The following is a 15517-nucleotide window of genomic DNA, read 5'->3' on the forward strand; positions in this document are numbered from 1 at the left end:
ACGTTAATTAACTCCTTCATTTTCAAACGATTACGTTAGAATTAACAGAGTATTGATTAATTGTTATTGATAAATTTTATGGCATTAGAAGGTCAGACGGCATGTTACGTAGAAATCCATCTGCCTGGATGCGCATCAAACATTGTTCTGCAATCTCTGCCACCTCTTTCTCCTCTTTTGAGTTTTGCAAGAAGATGGCAATTGATAAGTGAGAACCATCGGGCAAAAGAACGATTCCAACATCGTTTCTATCTTGTCTTCCGTCAGAAGAAGGAAAGCCTGAACCTGTCTTGTGAATCAGTTTGCCACCTTTGGGCAAGACTGCTGCTATGCGTTGCTTACCAGTATTACAATCTGCCATTGTATTCCAGATAAAGGAGAGATTCTTGTTGTCATTCCTATGAAGATAGAACCACTCCAAGAGCCTTGCCATTTCTTTCGGAGTGGCTGAATTTTCTGTGGCTCTATGAGGATTTTTTTTCATCTCCTTCTCCGTCAGTTGCACATGGATGTCTTTGAATCCAAGCGTATGGATATATTTCTCTACTGCATCCGGCTGTCCGCATGATGCAAACAAAAGGTCGCACGCATTATTGTCGCTCTGTTTCAATGACCATTCTATTAACTCTGCAAATGTGAAATAACGCATACCTTCAAATATTGAAAGCATAGGCGACCATGTCTCAGCGTCCAGACTATCCTTGTGTACAAGAACAGAGTCGCTCAGTGTCAGTCCTTTCTTGTGCAAGTAGTCTGCTACGTATAAAGCCTGTGGAAATTTCATGACGCTATGCATGGCAAAAGCACTATCCTCCTGATGACCGCAATATAAATCCCCATTCATAATGCTTGCCCCATATGAAGGACATGGTGATTGACCTTTCGCCTCTGTAGTTTGGATGTAAGCTAAGAAAAAGGTGAGAAGCAGAAAGTGCTGCCATATGAATGAATTTATCTTGTCTTTCATTTTTAAACCTTCTTTATGAACTTAGCCGGTACACCACCAACAACAGTTCTTGGTTCTACATCTTTTGTTACAACAGCTCCAGCTGCAACAATGGCACCTTCGCCTATTGTCACTCCTTGCAGTATCGTTACATTTGCTCCAAGCCAAACCTTATCTTCTATACGAATAGGCTTGAATGTCATGTCGCCACGATGCTCTGGATCGGGATTGTGATTGATAGTACAGAGTGTTGCATTATGACCAATAAGGCAATCATTGCCGATGAAGATACCTCCTTGATCCTGAAACTTGCAACCGCTATTGATGAACACACGCTCACCAATGTGGGTGTTCTTGCCACAATCCGTATTGAACGGAGGGAACATGCCGAACGACTCTGGCACTTCAATGTCCCAAAGTTCGGAGAACAGCTTCCTGAGTTCCTCAGGTGTATGGTACTTGTTGTTTATCTCCATAGTGATGCGAATAGCCTCTTGCGCCATCTGGTGCATGAAGAGGTGGGGTTCGCTACCAGCCACGACAGGTTTCCCTGCTGCAATGTAATCTCTGTATTCTTGTACTTTCATATTTATTCAAAAGCAATTACGGCACATGTTCCGCACTCACATTTCAGTTCGATGTAATATTTGTTATCATCCACATAAACAAGTGGAGTGAGTTCTTCGCTCTGACGTGCTGCTCTTTAGTTTCTTTTACTTATGCAATGCCAAGAAGCTCAATTTCAAAAACGAGTGTGGAGCCCCCAGGGATGCCTGGCTGTGAGAACTTGCCATAACCCATCTCGGCAGGGATATAGACCTCCCATTTATCGCCCACACACATTTGCTGCATGGCAATGATCCAACCTTCAATGAGGTCACAGAGACGGATGGCAAGCGGAGCACCGCCACGGCTGCTGTCAAACTGCTTGCCGTCGATGGTACGACCTGTGTAATGTGCAGTAACTATGCTTCTGGGCGTAGGATGCTTTCCATCTGCTTTGCCCTCTGCCAATACCTTATAATATATACCCTTGGGGAGCGGTTTCACTCCCTCTTCCTGTGCTTTGTTAGTAAGCCAATTTTTATTAACTTGTGCGTATTCTCTTTTATTCATGTTCATACTATATTATTTGTATGCAGATAGACCGCTAAGGCAACCTGCAAGATGATTATTATGGGTATGCCATACTTGAATTTCTTGTGCATCGTCTTGTGGTGCCAAAGTCGCATACCTGCCCATGCTCCGATACTACCACCTATGGCAGCCAGCAACAAAAGCGTGGTTTCTGGAATGCGCCACTTGGCTTTCTTGGCCTTGTATTTGTCAATGCCATACACGATGAATGCAACAGCATTGATGGCAAGGAGATAGTAGGCGAGGTAACTATGTAATGTGTTCATACTCTTCAACTGCGTTTTCTTATCTCTTTAAAATCCCAACTCCACATCCTTGCCGAATGGCGCGAGCGAAAGTCCGGCCATCTTGAAATGCTGTTTGCCCCAAGGAATGCCGATAATGGTTATACATAAGAGAAAGCCGAAGAACAGATGCATGAGGCAAGCCCACAATCCTCCGAAAATCAGCCAGAGTAAATTCAGCGGGATGCGAATGCAACCAGTTGGACTATTCGATTCTCTTACCGTAGAACCAAAAGGCCATAGGCAGAGCAGGCCAATCTTGAATGTCTGTATTGCAAATGGAATGCCGATGATGGTACATGCAAGAGCCAGACTTCCGGTAAAATAACCGATGGCAGCTTCGAGACCTCCGAAGAGCCACCAAAGTAAGTTTCCTATTATGCGCATAAGATTATTCTTTTATATTTTAATTTCTTGCCATTCCAGATGCTCTTCCAGATGATTGGTCTTTACCAGTACACTCTGGAAACCAAAACGCTTGCCAGCCTCGGCATTCTCTGCACGATCATCGAAATAGAGCGTGGTGGCAGGATTCAATCCAGTCTTCTGCGTCATCTCTTCATAGATTTCGACGGATGGCTTCTCTTTCCGCATGGCGTATGAGAGGAACACTTCATCAAACAGCTCGTCCGTGGAATATCCCAGCTGCTTCATCTGACTAACTGATTTCTGCCAAAGTGTGTCGTTGATGTTGCTGAGCAGATAGACCTTGTACCGCTTCCGAAGCTTGACCAATGCCTCCAGTCTTTCTACGGGAAGATTACCACACAGTTCTTCGAGTACTTTTTCAATATCCTCGGTAGAGGTTCCTTTGCGGCAAAGGCTCAGCATCTCCTGCAAAGTTTCTGCTTCCGCTACCAGACCATTAATATATTGGTGCATCAGTCGCTTGATCTTGCGGACATGGATTAGTCTCTTGAACGCCGTAACGCCCAGGCTCTCCATGGCTTTCACAACAGAGGCATCATCAATGTTCACGATGACACCTCCATAATCAAAGACGAGAGTTTCTATCTGTTTCATGCTCATTTTCTTATTGTTACAATTCTCTTATGACATGCTTGGTGGCAGCTACCGGGTGATACAAAATCATTCTTGGTCCAGCCCAGCGCATCACTTTGCACATTCGTTCTTTCATCTGAGGACGATAGCAGTGGATGGGACACTTTTTGCTAGTTGGTTTGTTCTCGCCAAACTTACAGCGTTCCAGTCTTGCAGTTGCGTACTGTAGCAACTCTTGGCACCCAGGACATAATTCATTATTGCCCTCCTTCTTCCTGCAGTACAGAACGTATCATCTGCTCCACAACTCGCTGCTCTTCCTTTATTCTTTTCTTTTTATTTTAAGAATGGATCAAGCGTAGCCAGCAGTTCGGCTTTATCTACCACACCGCTTGTGCGCCACAATACTTCTCCGTTTCGGAAAAGCATCAGCGTTGGCACGGATTGGATGCGGAATTGGCTTGCTGTTACTCCGTACTTATCTACATCCACCTTGATGATTCGGATGCGGTCGCCCAATACACTCTTCACCTGCTCCAGAATGGGGTGCATCGCCTTGCATGGTTGGCACCATGTAGCAAAGAAATCGACCAAGACCAGTTGGTCGCCTGATATTACGTTTTTGAATGTTTCCATCATTTAAACTATTGACAAATTACCTTTGGAATAGGTCATGCTTTCTGCCTCATAAACAAGAACATCATCGAAGACCTTGATGTCTCGTTTCTTATTCAACCATCTTTTCTCATTAGACCTATACCAAAGGTTTATGATACAGATGCTTTCTTTAGGGGTTGCCTTTTTCTTTTGTGTATTCTCTGTTAGGACATCTTTATATGTCGAAATGAAAACAGTTTCAACATCCTCAATGTTCTCTGGAGTCTGTTGAATAGAATCGCTAAAGCTACCTATCCATAAAGAAAATGGTTCTCGAAAATTTCTCAAATGTTCATGCCAAGGAGCCACTCTCATATGTATTGGAGTTTCTGAGCGATGGAGGCCAAAATACCTATAGTCATCTTTGTTTATTGGATACCCTTTACCCTTTTTGCTGCCCGAACAGTAATAGAAACTGAACAAATGACAATCACAAGTGTTTGGGTCATTCAAATACTCGTACAAAGATGCAAAAGACTCAAATGGTCCAACCCATTGAATCGTGAAAACCTTTCTAATATCTTCCATTTTTTATTCCTTTCTCTTGATTGGCCCAGAATGATTGCCACGGTTCAGCTTGATGCCATGCTTGTTCAGTATGCGGAACACAGAGCTTCGGCTTCTGAAACCGCTGGCTCTCCATACTTCATCAATGGGATGACCTGCAACATACAGGTTGATGACTGTCTTTTCTCTGTCGAGCTTCTGCATCTTTGCTGACGAGACGGGAGGTAGTGACACTATCATCTTCTCCTGTAAATTGATGACATGCTCAGCAGACTTACGCAGGGCAAGAACCTCTTCCGGCAAAGCCCCCATCATTTGCCGATGCAGAGCATCTAACACATTGATAATCAGATATGAACACAATGCAGGAACAGAGTTTGGGCCGTTGTTGGAAACGGTGGTCTTGCTTCTGCAAATCGCTGATTCTCAACGCTATATGCCGTGGTGTTCCTATTTGTTTTCTCTTGTTTTCATGTCCTACTTTCCAATGCAGAGTGTGTAACACTCTGACTATCAGTGTATATAGTGTATAACGGTCGGTAATTGAGCCGTCGGTCACACTCTCTGTACTTCCCTGTTAATCCTTTGAATATCAGCAGTTTTGCTGTTTCGCCATGATTTGACCTTCCATTGGGGAGATGTCTTCTAATTAACATTTTCTACTTTCCCACGCAGAAGTGTTGGAAGATGTTGTTGAGGGTTTCTTGCGAGGTGATTTGGCCTCCGGTGATGTCGGCCAGGTCTTCCAAACATAAGCGGAGGTCTTCGGCCAAGAGGTCGGAGGGCAAGCCTGAGGCGAGGCCGTCGATAACGCGTTGCAGGTCGGTCATGGCCTTGTGCAAGGCTTCGAAATGGCGCATGTTGGTCACCATAATGGTGTTCTCGTCGATCTCGGGGATGTTGGCGGCCTCCATGATCTTTTCCTTCAGGAGTTGGATGTTCTCGTTTCGCTTGGCGCTGATGGCCACCTCGTTGTCGACGAACGTCTCGGCCGACAGGTCGGCCTTGTTATGAACCACGATAAGGGGCTTGCCCTCCGTGCGACGCGCCATGTCGTCCCTATCGGCCTGCGTGGGCTTACCGTCGATCATCCAAACAACGATGGCGGCCTTGGCAATCTGCTCATAGGCGCGCTCGATGCCTATCTTCTCGATGGCGTCGTCGGTGGTTCTTATTCCCGCCGTGTCGACAAACCGGAACGTAACACCGTTGATGCTCGCCATACCATCGATGATGTCGCGTGTGGTGCCATCGATGTCGCTCACAATGGCCTTGTCCTCGTTGAGCAATTGATTGAGCAACGTCGACTTGCCCACATTGGTCTTTCCCACAATGGCCACGGGTATGCCTTGCTTGAGCGCCTGACCGGTCTTAAAGCTCTCGCATAAGGTGCGCAATTTCTCGAAGATTTCCGTCGAGAGGTCGTTGATCTCCGAACGGTCGGCAAACTCCAGGTCTTCGTGGTCGGAGAAGTCGAGCTCCAACTCGAGCAGGCTTGTGAGCTTGAGCAACTGCTGGCGCAATCGTTGCAACTCGGAGCTGAAATGGCCCTTCAGTTGACTGACCGCCAAATCGTGCGACGCCTTGTTGTTGGCCGCAATCAGGTCGGCCACGGCCTCGGCCTGCGACAGGTCCATCTTTCCGTTGAGGTAAGCGCGCATGGTGTATTCGCCCGGCTCGGCTTGTCGGCATCCGCAGGCTATGAGGGCTTGGATGATGTTTTGCGCGATGTATTGGCTGCCATGGCAACTAATCTCCACCACGTCGTCGCCCGTGTAGGAATGGGGGGCGCGCCACAACGACACCACCACATCGTCGATGGCCTCGCGAGCGCCGGAGGCATCGGCGAGGGTATGGAGGGTGCCATAATGCAAGGTGTTGGCCTTGCTCTCGGCGAGGCGCTTGCCCGAGGCCGATTGGAAGATACGGTCGGTGTAAGCGACAGCGTTGGCGCCGCTCACTCTAATAACAGAAAGTGCGCCACCCGCCCGAGTGGCGATGGCGCAGATAGTGTCGTGGATGAATGTATTCAATGTTGGATATGTGAATGTGTCAAATGCGGTCGAGCACACGTGTGATGAGTCCGTCGATGTCGCCCTTGTAGTTGGTCTCCATCTTCTTAGCACGGCGGTTGGCAATCACCATGCAGCAGGTGGCCGCCTCATGGCCCATGAGTGTGGCCAAACCAGCCAAAGCCGACGACTCCATCTCGAAGTTATTGATTTTCAAACCGTTATATTCAAAGCGTTCTATTTTCTCGTTGAGATTGGGATCGGTCAGGGGCAGGCGTAGCTGGCGTCCCTGAGGACCGAAGAAGCCTCCGCACGCCACCGTGATGCCGCGCACCATGTCGTCGCACGCCACGCGGTCGATAAGGGCGGGGTTGGCCGTAGCCACATAGGGGTTGCCCATCTTCAGGTCCCATCCCACAAACTTCTTGAAGGCGGCCTCCAGCTCGAGGTCGCTGGCCTCGTCGCGGCCGGCGTAGAAATTGAGCAGGCCATCGAAGCCAATGCTCTTCACCGAGGCGATATAGGTTCCCGTTGGAGTCTCGGGCTGCAGACCACCGCAGGTGCCAATGCGCACAAGCGTGAGGGTGCGGTGCTCGCTCTTCTCGGTGCGTGTGGCGAAATCGATGTTGGCCAATGCGTCGAGCTCATTCATCACAATGTCGATGTTGTCGCATCCGATGCCTGTGGAGAGCACGGTGAGGCGCTTGCCTTGATAGGTTCCGGTGATGGTGTGAAACTCGCGATTGCTTATCTCACACTCCTTGCTATCGAAATGGGTGGCCACGAGGTCTACGCGGCCAGGGTCGCCCACGAGGATGACCTTGTCGGCCAACTGTTCGGGCAACAGGTGGAGGTGGAATATGCTACCATCGCTATTGATAACGAGTTCTGATTCTGCGAAATATCTGTTCATAGGTAAAAGATTGTATGAGTTGTTAGTTTTCCAATTTTCTTATTCGTTTTGCCAAGGCTCGGCTATCGGCCTGTTGCTGCTCGAGTTGTTGCTCGAGCTTGATGATCTGCGCGCGCAACTGCTGGCGTGCCGAGGGCTGCTGGGCATACTTCTTTCGGTTGTTGTCGAGCGTTGTCTGGGTGTTCGCCATCAATGTTTCCAACTCCTGCAACTGGGCATAGAGCGTTCGGCTCTCGGCATGCTTCAGTTGCGAGGGCGAGGTGATCACCGTTCGGTCGTTGATGGCAAACTGCACCTTTTTCGTGGTGGTGGCCTTGCCACGCGCTATCATGGCGGCGAGGCGACCGAGGGCGTCCTTGCGCTTTCCAAACTTCCACGTGTCCTTGATGGCGTGGATGTGGGCGAAGCGCTTCAGGTGGGCGTCGTCGATATTATCGGCCTGAAAATCCTTACGGATCGAGGTGGGCTCGAAGGTGTAGATGCAGACGCTGTCGGCCGGCTGGTTGCGGTCGGTCACCAACCATCCCAACGTGTCGTAATCGTCGATCGCCAACAGATACTCGTTGGCGGTGGAGTTGAACGGCAAACCATAGTTTTGCGGCTCATACCACTGGGCTTCATCGTTGTCGTAGGTGGTCATGAAGATGTCGTAGCCTCCCATGCTATGCGGACCTTGTGCGGCGAAGAAGAGCGTCACACCATCGCTCGCCAGGAATGGGAAACAAGCTCTCGGATACTCGTTGCCGTCCAGTCCGGCCAACGGATGGGGAGCGCTCCATTGCTTGCCCACAAGGGTCTGGGCCAGCAAGTGGGTGGCGGTGGTATCGCCTTCGGCGTAAATTCTGCGATCGCCAAAATCGTTCTGGTATTGGGTGAGGAGCACGCCACCGTGGCCCACCTTACCCTTGCGAGCCGTGAGGGAGCCCGACTCCTTGTTGAGCGGCACCCGACTCAGGAAGTCGGCTTTCGACACCACCACGCTATCGATAAACATCACCTTAGCCGTGGAGGGCAGCATCGACTTAAACAGTTTCTGACCGGAGGTCTCGACGTGTGCCACGGGTTTTACCACCTTCGTTGCCTTGCCGCCTTTCGCTCCTTTCTTTTGCGCCGCCACGGGAAGGGCCATGCACAAGAGGAGCAATATGCCTATGTATTTTAATCTCATTGATTTTTGCGTTTTATACAAAGATAATCCATTTTCACGAGAACGCACCCACGCCCCTCCTTATTTTTAGAAAAATTAAGGCGATGACGCATGCCAAGGGCCTAAACGCCAACCATGCCCCACCCTATTTGGTGAGCCTCACGTTGGCGTAGCCCACCAATCGGTCGGTGCGACCTCCTGGGGCTCGATAGTAGACGAGGGCTTGGTATTGGTTCTCCGTTTGGTAGAAATTGCCTTCGGAAGGCACCACCACATAGCTGCCTTCGGGCGTCAGCGTGAGGTATTGGTAGTTGTAATAGCCTTGCTTGAGCCACACGTCGGCCTCGTAGAGCTGCTGCTCGTCGTTCCACGTCATGAGGTATTTGGGGGCGAAGCTATCATAGGTCCAGGCACCATTGAGCCACACATCGTAGGGCAAGCGCTGACTGTAGAGGCGGAAATGCACCATCAGGTACTCGCAGGTGTTGTCGATTTCCACATTGTCGGAGTTGCGAATGAGAAACGCACCATTGGCATCCTCATCATACACATAGCTGGGGCGTGGCTCGTCGGGCCACACATAGGCATGATACATGGTGCCATCCCATTTCACCGACTCCAGTCCCATGGTGGTGTGGGTCACGTCGAGCATTTCAAACTTCCGGTATTCGTTGCCACCTTGGAAGATGAGGTCGCGGTTGTGGGTCCACGCCAACCCGTTGCCGCTCACCATCTGCGGCTTCGCGTTGACCACGGCGTTATCCCATCGCCCATTCTGCATCACCACCGTCATGATCTGCGAGGCGGGATTGGTTACGCGCACCTGCCCATAGTCGAGCTTCATGTCGACCTGCTGGTAACAACGGTCCACCCCCAAGTCGGTGTTGGTGGTTACGCCCAATCCCACGGCCATCGCCGGCTCCACCACCATGAAGCACACCACGAGCACGGGCTTGTCCTCCTCGTTCTCATCGTAGACGGTCAACTTGTAGTTGCCGCTCATCTTAATGCGGCATTTGCTGTTGGGCAAGCAGAATTGGTAGTGGGTGTAGAGTTGGTTGGTGTTTACCGATTCCTGTAGGTCGTCGATGGTGTTTCCGTTGGCAAATCCCTGACAATAATCGCTCTCGAAAAGTCCTTCCGAGGGGGTCCAGTCGGCCTCATAATGCTCTATCTTATAGCAATAGCGATGGTAGGTGTGGGACAGGTCGTCGAACCCAACGTTCAGCACATCGCCCGCACCCAACGTAACGACTGGCAACGACGTCCAATCGTCGTTGACCACCACCTGCAACGAGGCGATACGCTCGCTCAGCAGCTCATGTCGTTGCGCCGATGCCGCCAGGCATCCGAAGCATGCCAAAAGTATCGATACCCAGAGTTTCTTCATGCTGCAAAGATACATATTTTTCCCTTTAACCCCAATCGGTCATTCGATTTTAATCACACCTAGCATTCTCTTCCATTCAACACTCAACATTCAACACTCAACATTCATCATTAAAAAGGAAATGCGCTTCCTAAGCTTTTTGGGCCTAAGAAGCGCATCAGGTATTGTCCGAAACCGTTCGTCCCTCACGGGACCTTGGTTTGAGCGGAACAGTTAATCATGTTTAGTCTTCGTCCTTTGTCTCTGCCTCGTGCTCAGCAATGAGCTTCTGCTGGAGGTCGTTGGGCACGAGCTCGTAACTGGCAAACTTCGTTGTGAAGCTGGCGCGTCCACCTGTGAGCGAGCTAAGCGCCACGCTGTAGTTGGACAGTTCCTTCAAAGGAATCTTGGCCTGCAACTTCTGGTAACCGGCTTCGGCGTCCATACCCATGATGATGGCGCGGCGTCCTTGCAGGTCGCTCATCACATCGCCCATATAGTCGGAGGGCACATACACCTCCAGGTCGTAAATAGGCTCCAGGATCTTCGGGCCAGCAGCCTTGAAGGCGTCGGAGAAGGCGTGGCGTGCAGCCAGCGTGAACGAGAGCTCGTTAGAGTCTACTGGGTGCATCTTACCGTCGTACACCACCACGCGCACGTCGCGAGCGTAGCTACCTGTCAGTGGTCCACGCTCCATGCAGTCCATCACACCCTTGAGGATGGCCGGCATGAATCTCAGGTCGATGGCTCCACCCACCACCGAGTTGATGAACACGAGCTTACCGCCCCACGGCAGGTCTTTCTCCTCCTTCGACTTGATGTTCATCTTATACTCCTGGCCGTTGAAGTTGTAGGTCACAGGATCGGGCATGCCCTCAGCGTAGGGCTCCACGATGAGGTGCACCTCACCAAACTGTCCGGCGCCACCACTCTGTTTCTTATGGCGATATTCGGCCTTTGCCTTCTTGGTGAGCGTCTCGCGGTAAGGAATCTTCGGCTCCTCAAACTCCACTTTGAGCTTTTCGTTGTTCACCATACGCCATTTCAGCGTGCGGAGGTGGAACTCACCCTGTCCGTGCACAATGGTCTGGCGCAGCTCCTTGCTCTGCTCCACGACCCATGTGGGATCTTCCTGCCTCATCTTGAGCAGGGCGGCCATCATCTTCTCCGTGTCTTGTGGGTTGGCTGCCTTGATGGCGCGGCTATACTTCGGGTTGGGGTATTTAATGAAGTCGTAACGCCAGTCGGCATCCTTGCCGTTGAGGGCGTTGCCCGTCTTCACATCCTTCAATTTCACCGTGCATCCTATGTCGCCCGCGTTGAGCTGGTCCACGGGTATGCGGTTGGCGCCTGCGCAAGCGTAGATCTGTCCTATGCGCTCCTTCGATCCGCGGTCGGCGTTGCTCAGGTCGTCGCCAGGCTTCACCGATCCACTCATCACCTTGAAGTAGCTCACCTCACCGATGTGGGGCTCCACGCCGGTCTTGAAGAAGTATAGGCTCTCGGGGCCATCGCTCTCTGCGGCCACCTCCTCGCCGCGTGTGTTGCGCACCTTCGGCATCTCGCTCACAAACGGCACCACATTGCCCAGGAATTCCATCAGGCGCTGCACACCCATGTCCTTATGGGCGTCTACGCAGAAGATGGGGAAGATGGAGCGTGTCACCAATCCCTTGCGAATACCCTCGCGCATCTCGTCCTCGGTGAGCGAGTCCTCCTCGAAGAATTTCTCCATCAGGTGGTCGTCGTTCTCGGCAGCTGCCTCCACCAGGGCCTTGTGCAGTTCCATGGCCTTGTCCATCTCTTCTGCCGGGATGTCCTCGCGCTTGGGCTCACCGCCCTCGGGACCCCACGACAGCTTCTTCATGATAAGCACATCGATAAGGCTATGGAAATTGGGTCCAGTCTCCAACGGATACTGAATCTGCACACACTTGGAACCATAAATCTCCTGCATGGTGCTGACGATGTTGTCGAAGTCGCACTTGTCGGAGTCCAACTGGTTGATGAGGAAGATGACGGGCTTGTGCAACTTCTCTGTGTATCTGAAGTTGTTCTGCGTGCCCACCTCGGGACCATACTGTCCGTTGATGAGGATAATGGCCTGGTCGGTAACGTTCAGGGATGTGATTGCGCCGCCCACGAAGTCGTCGGAACCCGGGCAATCGATAATATTGAGTTTCTTATTGTTCCACTCTACATGGAAAACGGTGGGGAACACTGAATAGCCATACTCAAGCTCAACGGGGAAGTAGTCGCTCACGGTGTTCTTACCTTCCACCGAGCCACGGCGCTTGATGACACCAGCTTCATACAACATACTCTCGGCAAGCGTGGTCTTGCCGCTACCCGCACTGCCCAACAAGGCAATGTTCTTAATTTCGTTAGTCTGATATACTCTCATATCAAAAGATTTAAAGTGTTAGTATATGTTTTTAGTTAGGTCGGGAGTTGTACTCCAAAATCGACGACTAAGATAGCGATAATCCGCTTAACTTCCAAAAGATTTGGGAAGAAATCGCTTATTTTTTAAAACAAATTAGTAATTTTGTTCTGAAATGGGCTCCACGGGCCCCTTCTGCATAACAATATGAAAGCCGGACTTTACATTCACATTCCTTTCTGTGCGAGCCGTTGCATCTATTGCGGCTTCTATTCCACCGTGCGCCCCGAGCTGCACGACCGCTATGTCGACGCGCTCTGCCGCGAGATGCTCCTGCTGCGCGATCGCATGGCCGACGACCCCATCTCCCTCTCCACCATCTACCTGGGGGGTGGCACGCCCTCGCAACTGTCGGCGGCCAACCTCCATAAGCTCTTCGCTTATATATATAAGGTGTTCCCCGTGGATCCCCATGCGGAGGTCACCATGGAGTGCAACCCCGACGACATACGGCGCCACATGTTCAGCCACTTGCCGGTGAACCGCGTGAGTATGGGCGCCCAGACCTTCAACGACGACCGTCTACGCTTTCTCCACCGTCGCCACACGGCCAACGAGGTGCGCCGCGCCGTAGAGGCCCTTCGCCTCGACGGCATAGGCAACATCAGCGTCGACCTCATGTTTGGCTTCCCCGACGAGACGCTCGCCGACTGGCTGGCCGACATCCGTTGCGCCTTGGCGCTCAAGCCTGAGCATCTCTCGGCCTACGGACTGATGATTGAGGAGGACACCCCACTCTACCGCCTGTGGGAGCAGGGCACCATACGGGAGGCCGACGAGCAGTTGAGCCTTGACATGTACGACCAGCTCGTCGACCGGCTCACGGCGGCGGGCTACGAGCATTATGAGATTAGCAATTTCGCCCTCTTGCCCCACGGCCACCAGGGGGCGAGCCCATACCGCAGCCGCCACAATAGCAGCTATTGGAACGACGTGCCTTACATCGGCCTGGGCGCCGCGGCCCATAGTTACGACCGGCTCACACGCCATTGGAACCCGTCCAACATCCTGCGGTATATCGACGCCATCGAGCGCGGAACGCTCCCCTACGAGGAGGAGCGCATCGATCCCGACACCCATTACGACGACCTCGTCACCACCGCCCTACGCACACGCGAGGGCATAGACCTCAACATGCTCGACGAGCGCCACCGCGCGTTCCTCCTACGCAACGCCAGCGGCTACATCGACCGCCAGCTGCTGCGCATCGACGGCCACCACTTGAGCCTCACGCGCCAGGGCATCAACATCAGCAGCACCATCATGAGCGACCTCATGTACGTCTAACCCTCGCGCGCCTATTGGCGCATCGCCTCCAGCGCGTCGAGGCCGCGCGTCTGGTAGATGCCGTAGAAATACGCCTTCATGTCATTCTCAATGTCTGCCACCCTACGCTTGCCCGTCACATAGGGCTTGAGCAGCATCGAGAGGAGCGTGGCCACCATGCCCACACCAATGCTCGCCAGGAAGTTGAGCAGTTCGCTGGCCACAAATTTCTGGTCGAGGAAGGCCACCATCACCACGAAGGGCGCCAGATACAACAGCCAGTCGCCAAAGGTGTTGAGCTTCTCCGAGCGATTGCGCTCCTCTTGCAGGTCCTTCGGGGCGGCCAGCAGGAGGCTCGCCCGGTGCTTCTTCCAATAGTCTTCAAATTCTTTTTCCATACGTGCAAAGATAACCATATTTTGCATATTCCCACTCCATTCCCTTACATATTCAACGATAAAACCGTAACTTTGCACCCGTAACATCAGGCAAGAACACACAATCATCATGCAAAACCAATTCTCTCGCATCCAGCTCTTGGTGGGCAAGCCCGCCATCGACACACTCCATGGCTCGCGCGTCGCCGTGTTTGGCGTGGGCGGCGTGGGCGGCTACGTCGTCGAGGTGCTCGCCCGCTCGGGCGTGGGCCACATCGACGTGTGGGACGACGATCGTTTCTGTCCCTCCAACTGCAACCGCCAGATCCTGGCCACCGCCTCAACCATAGGCCAAAGCAAGGTGGATGTGGCCGAGGCACGCATCCACGACATCTACCCCGAGTGCATCGTGCGCAAGCACCAGTGCTTCTACCTGCCCAGCAACGCCCACCTGTTCGACCTCTCGCAGTACGACTATGTGGTCGACTGCATCGACACGGTTACCGCCAAGCTCGACATCATCCGCCGCTGCCACGACCTCAACGTGCCGCTCATCTCGTGCATGGGCGCGGCCTACAAGCTCGACGCCACCCAATGGTGCGTCACCGACATCTTCAAGACCATCAACGACCCGCTGGCCAAGGTCATCCGCAAGAAGCTGCGCAAGACTCCCGTCAAGCACGTCAAGGTGGTCTACAGCCCTGAGGAGCCCATCGCCAGCATCGCCCAACCGCTCCCCGATGGCACCGACCCCCATGCCGAGGCGCGCCCTGGCGCCGCCCATCCCTCCACGCCCAGCTCAGCCGCATGGGTCGTGGGAACCGCCGGCCTACTCTGTGGCGGCGAGGTGGTGAAAGACCTCATACGCCGAGCCAACACCATGCGCATCGACCTTACACAAGACCCCGACAACGCCTACGCACAAGCAGCCGCACTAAAAGCAGCGGCACACGACGAAGAGTACAGCAAAATGAAACATGCAAGCATTGGATAATTTATTGTTATCCAGCGACTTGCTTTCTTGTAAAATTACAAGTCTGCTAATTTAAGGGTTTGATAAAAACTTTAAGATGAATACTGTGGAAACTCTGTTTCTGTTGCGTTAAATAAATTGTTAATGCCACCACTACATTGTTCCCGATAACAATTCTCATGGAATCAGCCGTGCACGTTGTTTCCTTACTCTCTCCTTTGGGATTGGACGCAAAAACAGCGTTTCTTGCACCATTCCGTATGGAGTAATGCAAGAAACGCTGTTTCTGCCGTCTTCCGATAATGAATTATACAATCTTCATGCCACAAACCCTTACCGACACATTTCATGTCATCGTTGACACGGTTTCTTGTATCATGCACTATGGATTTGACATATTGTCTGATGTTTTCGGTCATTATAATGGCATAATTAGGGATGCTCGTAAATCAGTCAAAAACAACCTAACGATCTAATTGTCAGT

17 protein-coding genes and 1 pseudogene are annotated in these 15517 nt (G+C 51.9%); 2 read left to right on the forward strand and 16 right to left on the reverse strand.

Going from position 1 to position 15517, the window contains the following annotated elements; translation table 11 throughout:
- Positions 1 to 76: 76 nt before the first annotated feature.
- The 15 genes and pseudogenes from KM934_RS11000 to KM934_RS11070 all read right to left on the reverse strand — a co-directional run bounded on the left by KM934_RS11000 (position 77) and on the right by KM934_RS11070 (position 12378).
- Complete coding sequence (locus KM934_RS11000; RefSeq protein WP_215760656.1) at positions 77 to 967, reverse strand: serine hydrolase; 891 nt, start codon at positions 965 to 967, stop codon at positions 77 to 79.
- Positions 968 to 969: 2 nt separating this feature from the next.
- The gene (locus KM934_RS11005) at positions 970 to 1533 is read right to left on the reverse strand and encodes a DapH/DapD/GlmU-related protein (protein WP_094402513.1); all 564 of its coding nucleotides are present in this window, start codon (positions 1531 to 1533) and stop codon (positions 970 to 972) included.
- Positions 1534 to 1663: 130 nt separating this feature from the next.
- Positions 1664 to 2062 carry an FKBP-type peptidyl-prolyl cis-trans isomerase gene (locus tag KM934_RS11010; RefSeq protein WP_094402597.1) on the reverse strand — a complete coding sequence of 133 codons (399 nt, stop codon included), beginning with the start codon at positions 2060 to 2062 and terminating at the stop codon, positions 1664 to 1666.
- A 2-nt stretch (positions 2063 to 2064) separates the two neighbouring features.
- Entirely contained in the window at positions 2065 to 2349 is a 285-nt protein-coding gene (locus KM934_RS11015; RefSeq protein ID WP_170935103.1) for a DUF1294 domain-containing protein, read from the reverse strand.
- A 27-nt stretch (positions 2350 to 2376) separates the two neighbouring features.
- Positions 2377 to 2754, reverse strand: coding sequence for a YccF domain-containing protein (locus tag KM934_RS11020; protein WP_006846501.1), 378 nt, complete (start codon positions 2752 to 2754; stop codon positions 2377 to 2379).
- Positions 2755 to 2766: 12 nt separating this feature from the next.
- Positions 2767 to 3390, reverse strand: a complete 624-nt coding sequence (locus KM934_RS11025) for an HAD-IA family hydrolase (RefSeq protein WP_215760657.1) — start codon at positions 3388 to 3390, stop codon at positions 2767 to 2769.
- 16 nt (positions 3391 to 3406) lie between these two features.
- A pseudogene (locus KM934_RS11030) lies at positions 3407 to 3665 on the reverse strand (nitrous oxide-stimulated promoter family protein).
- A 40-nt stretch (positions 3666 to 3705) separates the two neighbouring features.
- Positions 3706 to 4005 (reverse strand): thioredoxin, encoded by a 300-nt coding sequence (trxA, locus tag KM934_RS11035; protein ID WP_215760666.1) that lies wholly within the window; start codon positions 4003 to 4005, stop codon positions 3706 to 3708.
- Positions 4006 to 4008: 3 nt separating this feature from the next.
- Positions 4009 to 4554 carry a hypothetical protein gene (locus KM934_RS11040; protein ID WP_215760658.1) on the reverse strand — a complete coding sequence of 182 codons (546 nt, stop codon included), beginning with the start codon at positions 4552 to 4554 and terminating at the stop codon, positions 4009 to 4011.
- A gap of 3 nt (positions 4555 to 4557) precedes the next feature.
- Entirely contained in the window at positions 4558 to 4872 is a 315-nt protein-coding gene (locus tag KM934_RS11045; protein WP_252344981.1) for a hypothetical protein, read from the reverse strand.
- Between the two features lie 320 nt (positions 4873 to 5192).
- Entirely contained in the window at positions 5193 to 6566 is a 1374-nt protein-coding gene (mnmE, locus tag KM934_RS11050; protein WP_252344982.1) for a tRNA uridine-5-carboxymethylaminomethyl(34) synthesis GTPase MnmE, read from the reverse strand.
- Between the two features lie 19 nt (positions 6567 to 6585).
- Entirely contained in the window at positions 6586 to 7458 is an 873-nt protein-coding gene (locus tag KM934_RS11055; RefSeq protein WP_215760659.1) for a nucleoside phosphorylase, read from the reverse strand.
- Between the two features lie 22 nt (positions 7459 to 7480).
- Complete coding sequence (locus tag KM934_RS11060; RefSeq protein ID WP_215760660.1) at positions 7481 to 8626, reverse strand: hypothetical protein; 1146 nt, start codon at positions 8624 to 8626, stop codon at positions 7481 to 7483.
- A 124-nt stretch (positions 8627 to 8750) separates the two neighbouring features.
- Positions 8751 to 9995 (reverse strand): type IX secretion system plug protein, encoded by a 1245-nt coding sequence (locus KM934_RS11065; protein WP_215760661.1) that lies wholly within the window; start codon positions 9993 to 9995, stop codon positions 8751 to 8753.
- A gap of 223 nt (positions 9996 to 10218) precedes the next feature.
- Entirely contained in the window at positions 10219 to 12378 is a 2160-nt protein-coding gene (locus KM934_RS11070) for an elongation factor G (protein ID WP_215760662.1), read from the reverse strand.
- 186 nt (positions 12379 to 12564) lie between these two features.
- Here KM934_RS11070 and hemW point away from each other — a divergent pair, with 186 nt between their 5' ends.
- Positions 12565 to 13704 carry a radical SAM family heme chaperone HemW gene (hemW, locus tag KM934_RS11075; protein ID WP_215760663.1) on the forward strand — a complete coding sequence of 380 codons (1140 nt, stop codon included), beginning with the start codon at positions 12565 to 12567 and terminating at the stop codon, positions 13702 to 13704.
- Between the two features lie 11 nt (positions 13705 to 13715).
- Here hemW and KM934_RS11080 read toward each other — a convergent pair whose 3' ends face one another.
- Positions 13716 to 14081, reverse strand: a complete 366-nt coding sequence (locus KM934_RS11080; protein ID WP_215760664.1) for a hypothetical protein — start codon at positions 14079 to 14081, stop codon at positions 13716 to 13718.
- A gap of 109 nt (positions 14082 to 14190) precedes the next feature.
- Here KM934_RS11080 and KM934_RS11085 point away from each other — a divergent pair, with 109 nt between their 5' ends.
- The gene (locus tag KM934_RS11085) at positions 14191 to 15054 is read left to right on the forward strand and encodes a tRNA threonylcarbamoyladenosine dehydratase (protein WP_215760665.1); all 864 of its coding nucleotides are present in this window, start codon (positions 14191 to 14193) and stop codon (positions 15052 to 15054) included.
- Positions 15055 to 15517: the final 463 nt, after the last annotated feature.

This window comes from Hallella faecis, from assembly GCF_018789675.1.
In the GTDB taxonomy this organism is placed as follows: Bacteria; Bacteroidota; Bacteroidia; order Bacteroidales; family Bacteroidaceae; genus Prevotella; species Prevotella faecis.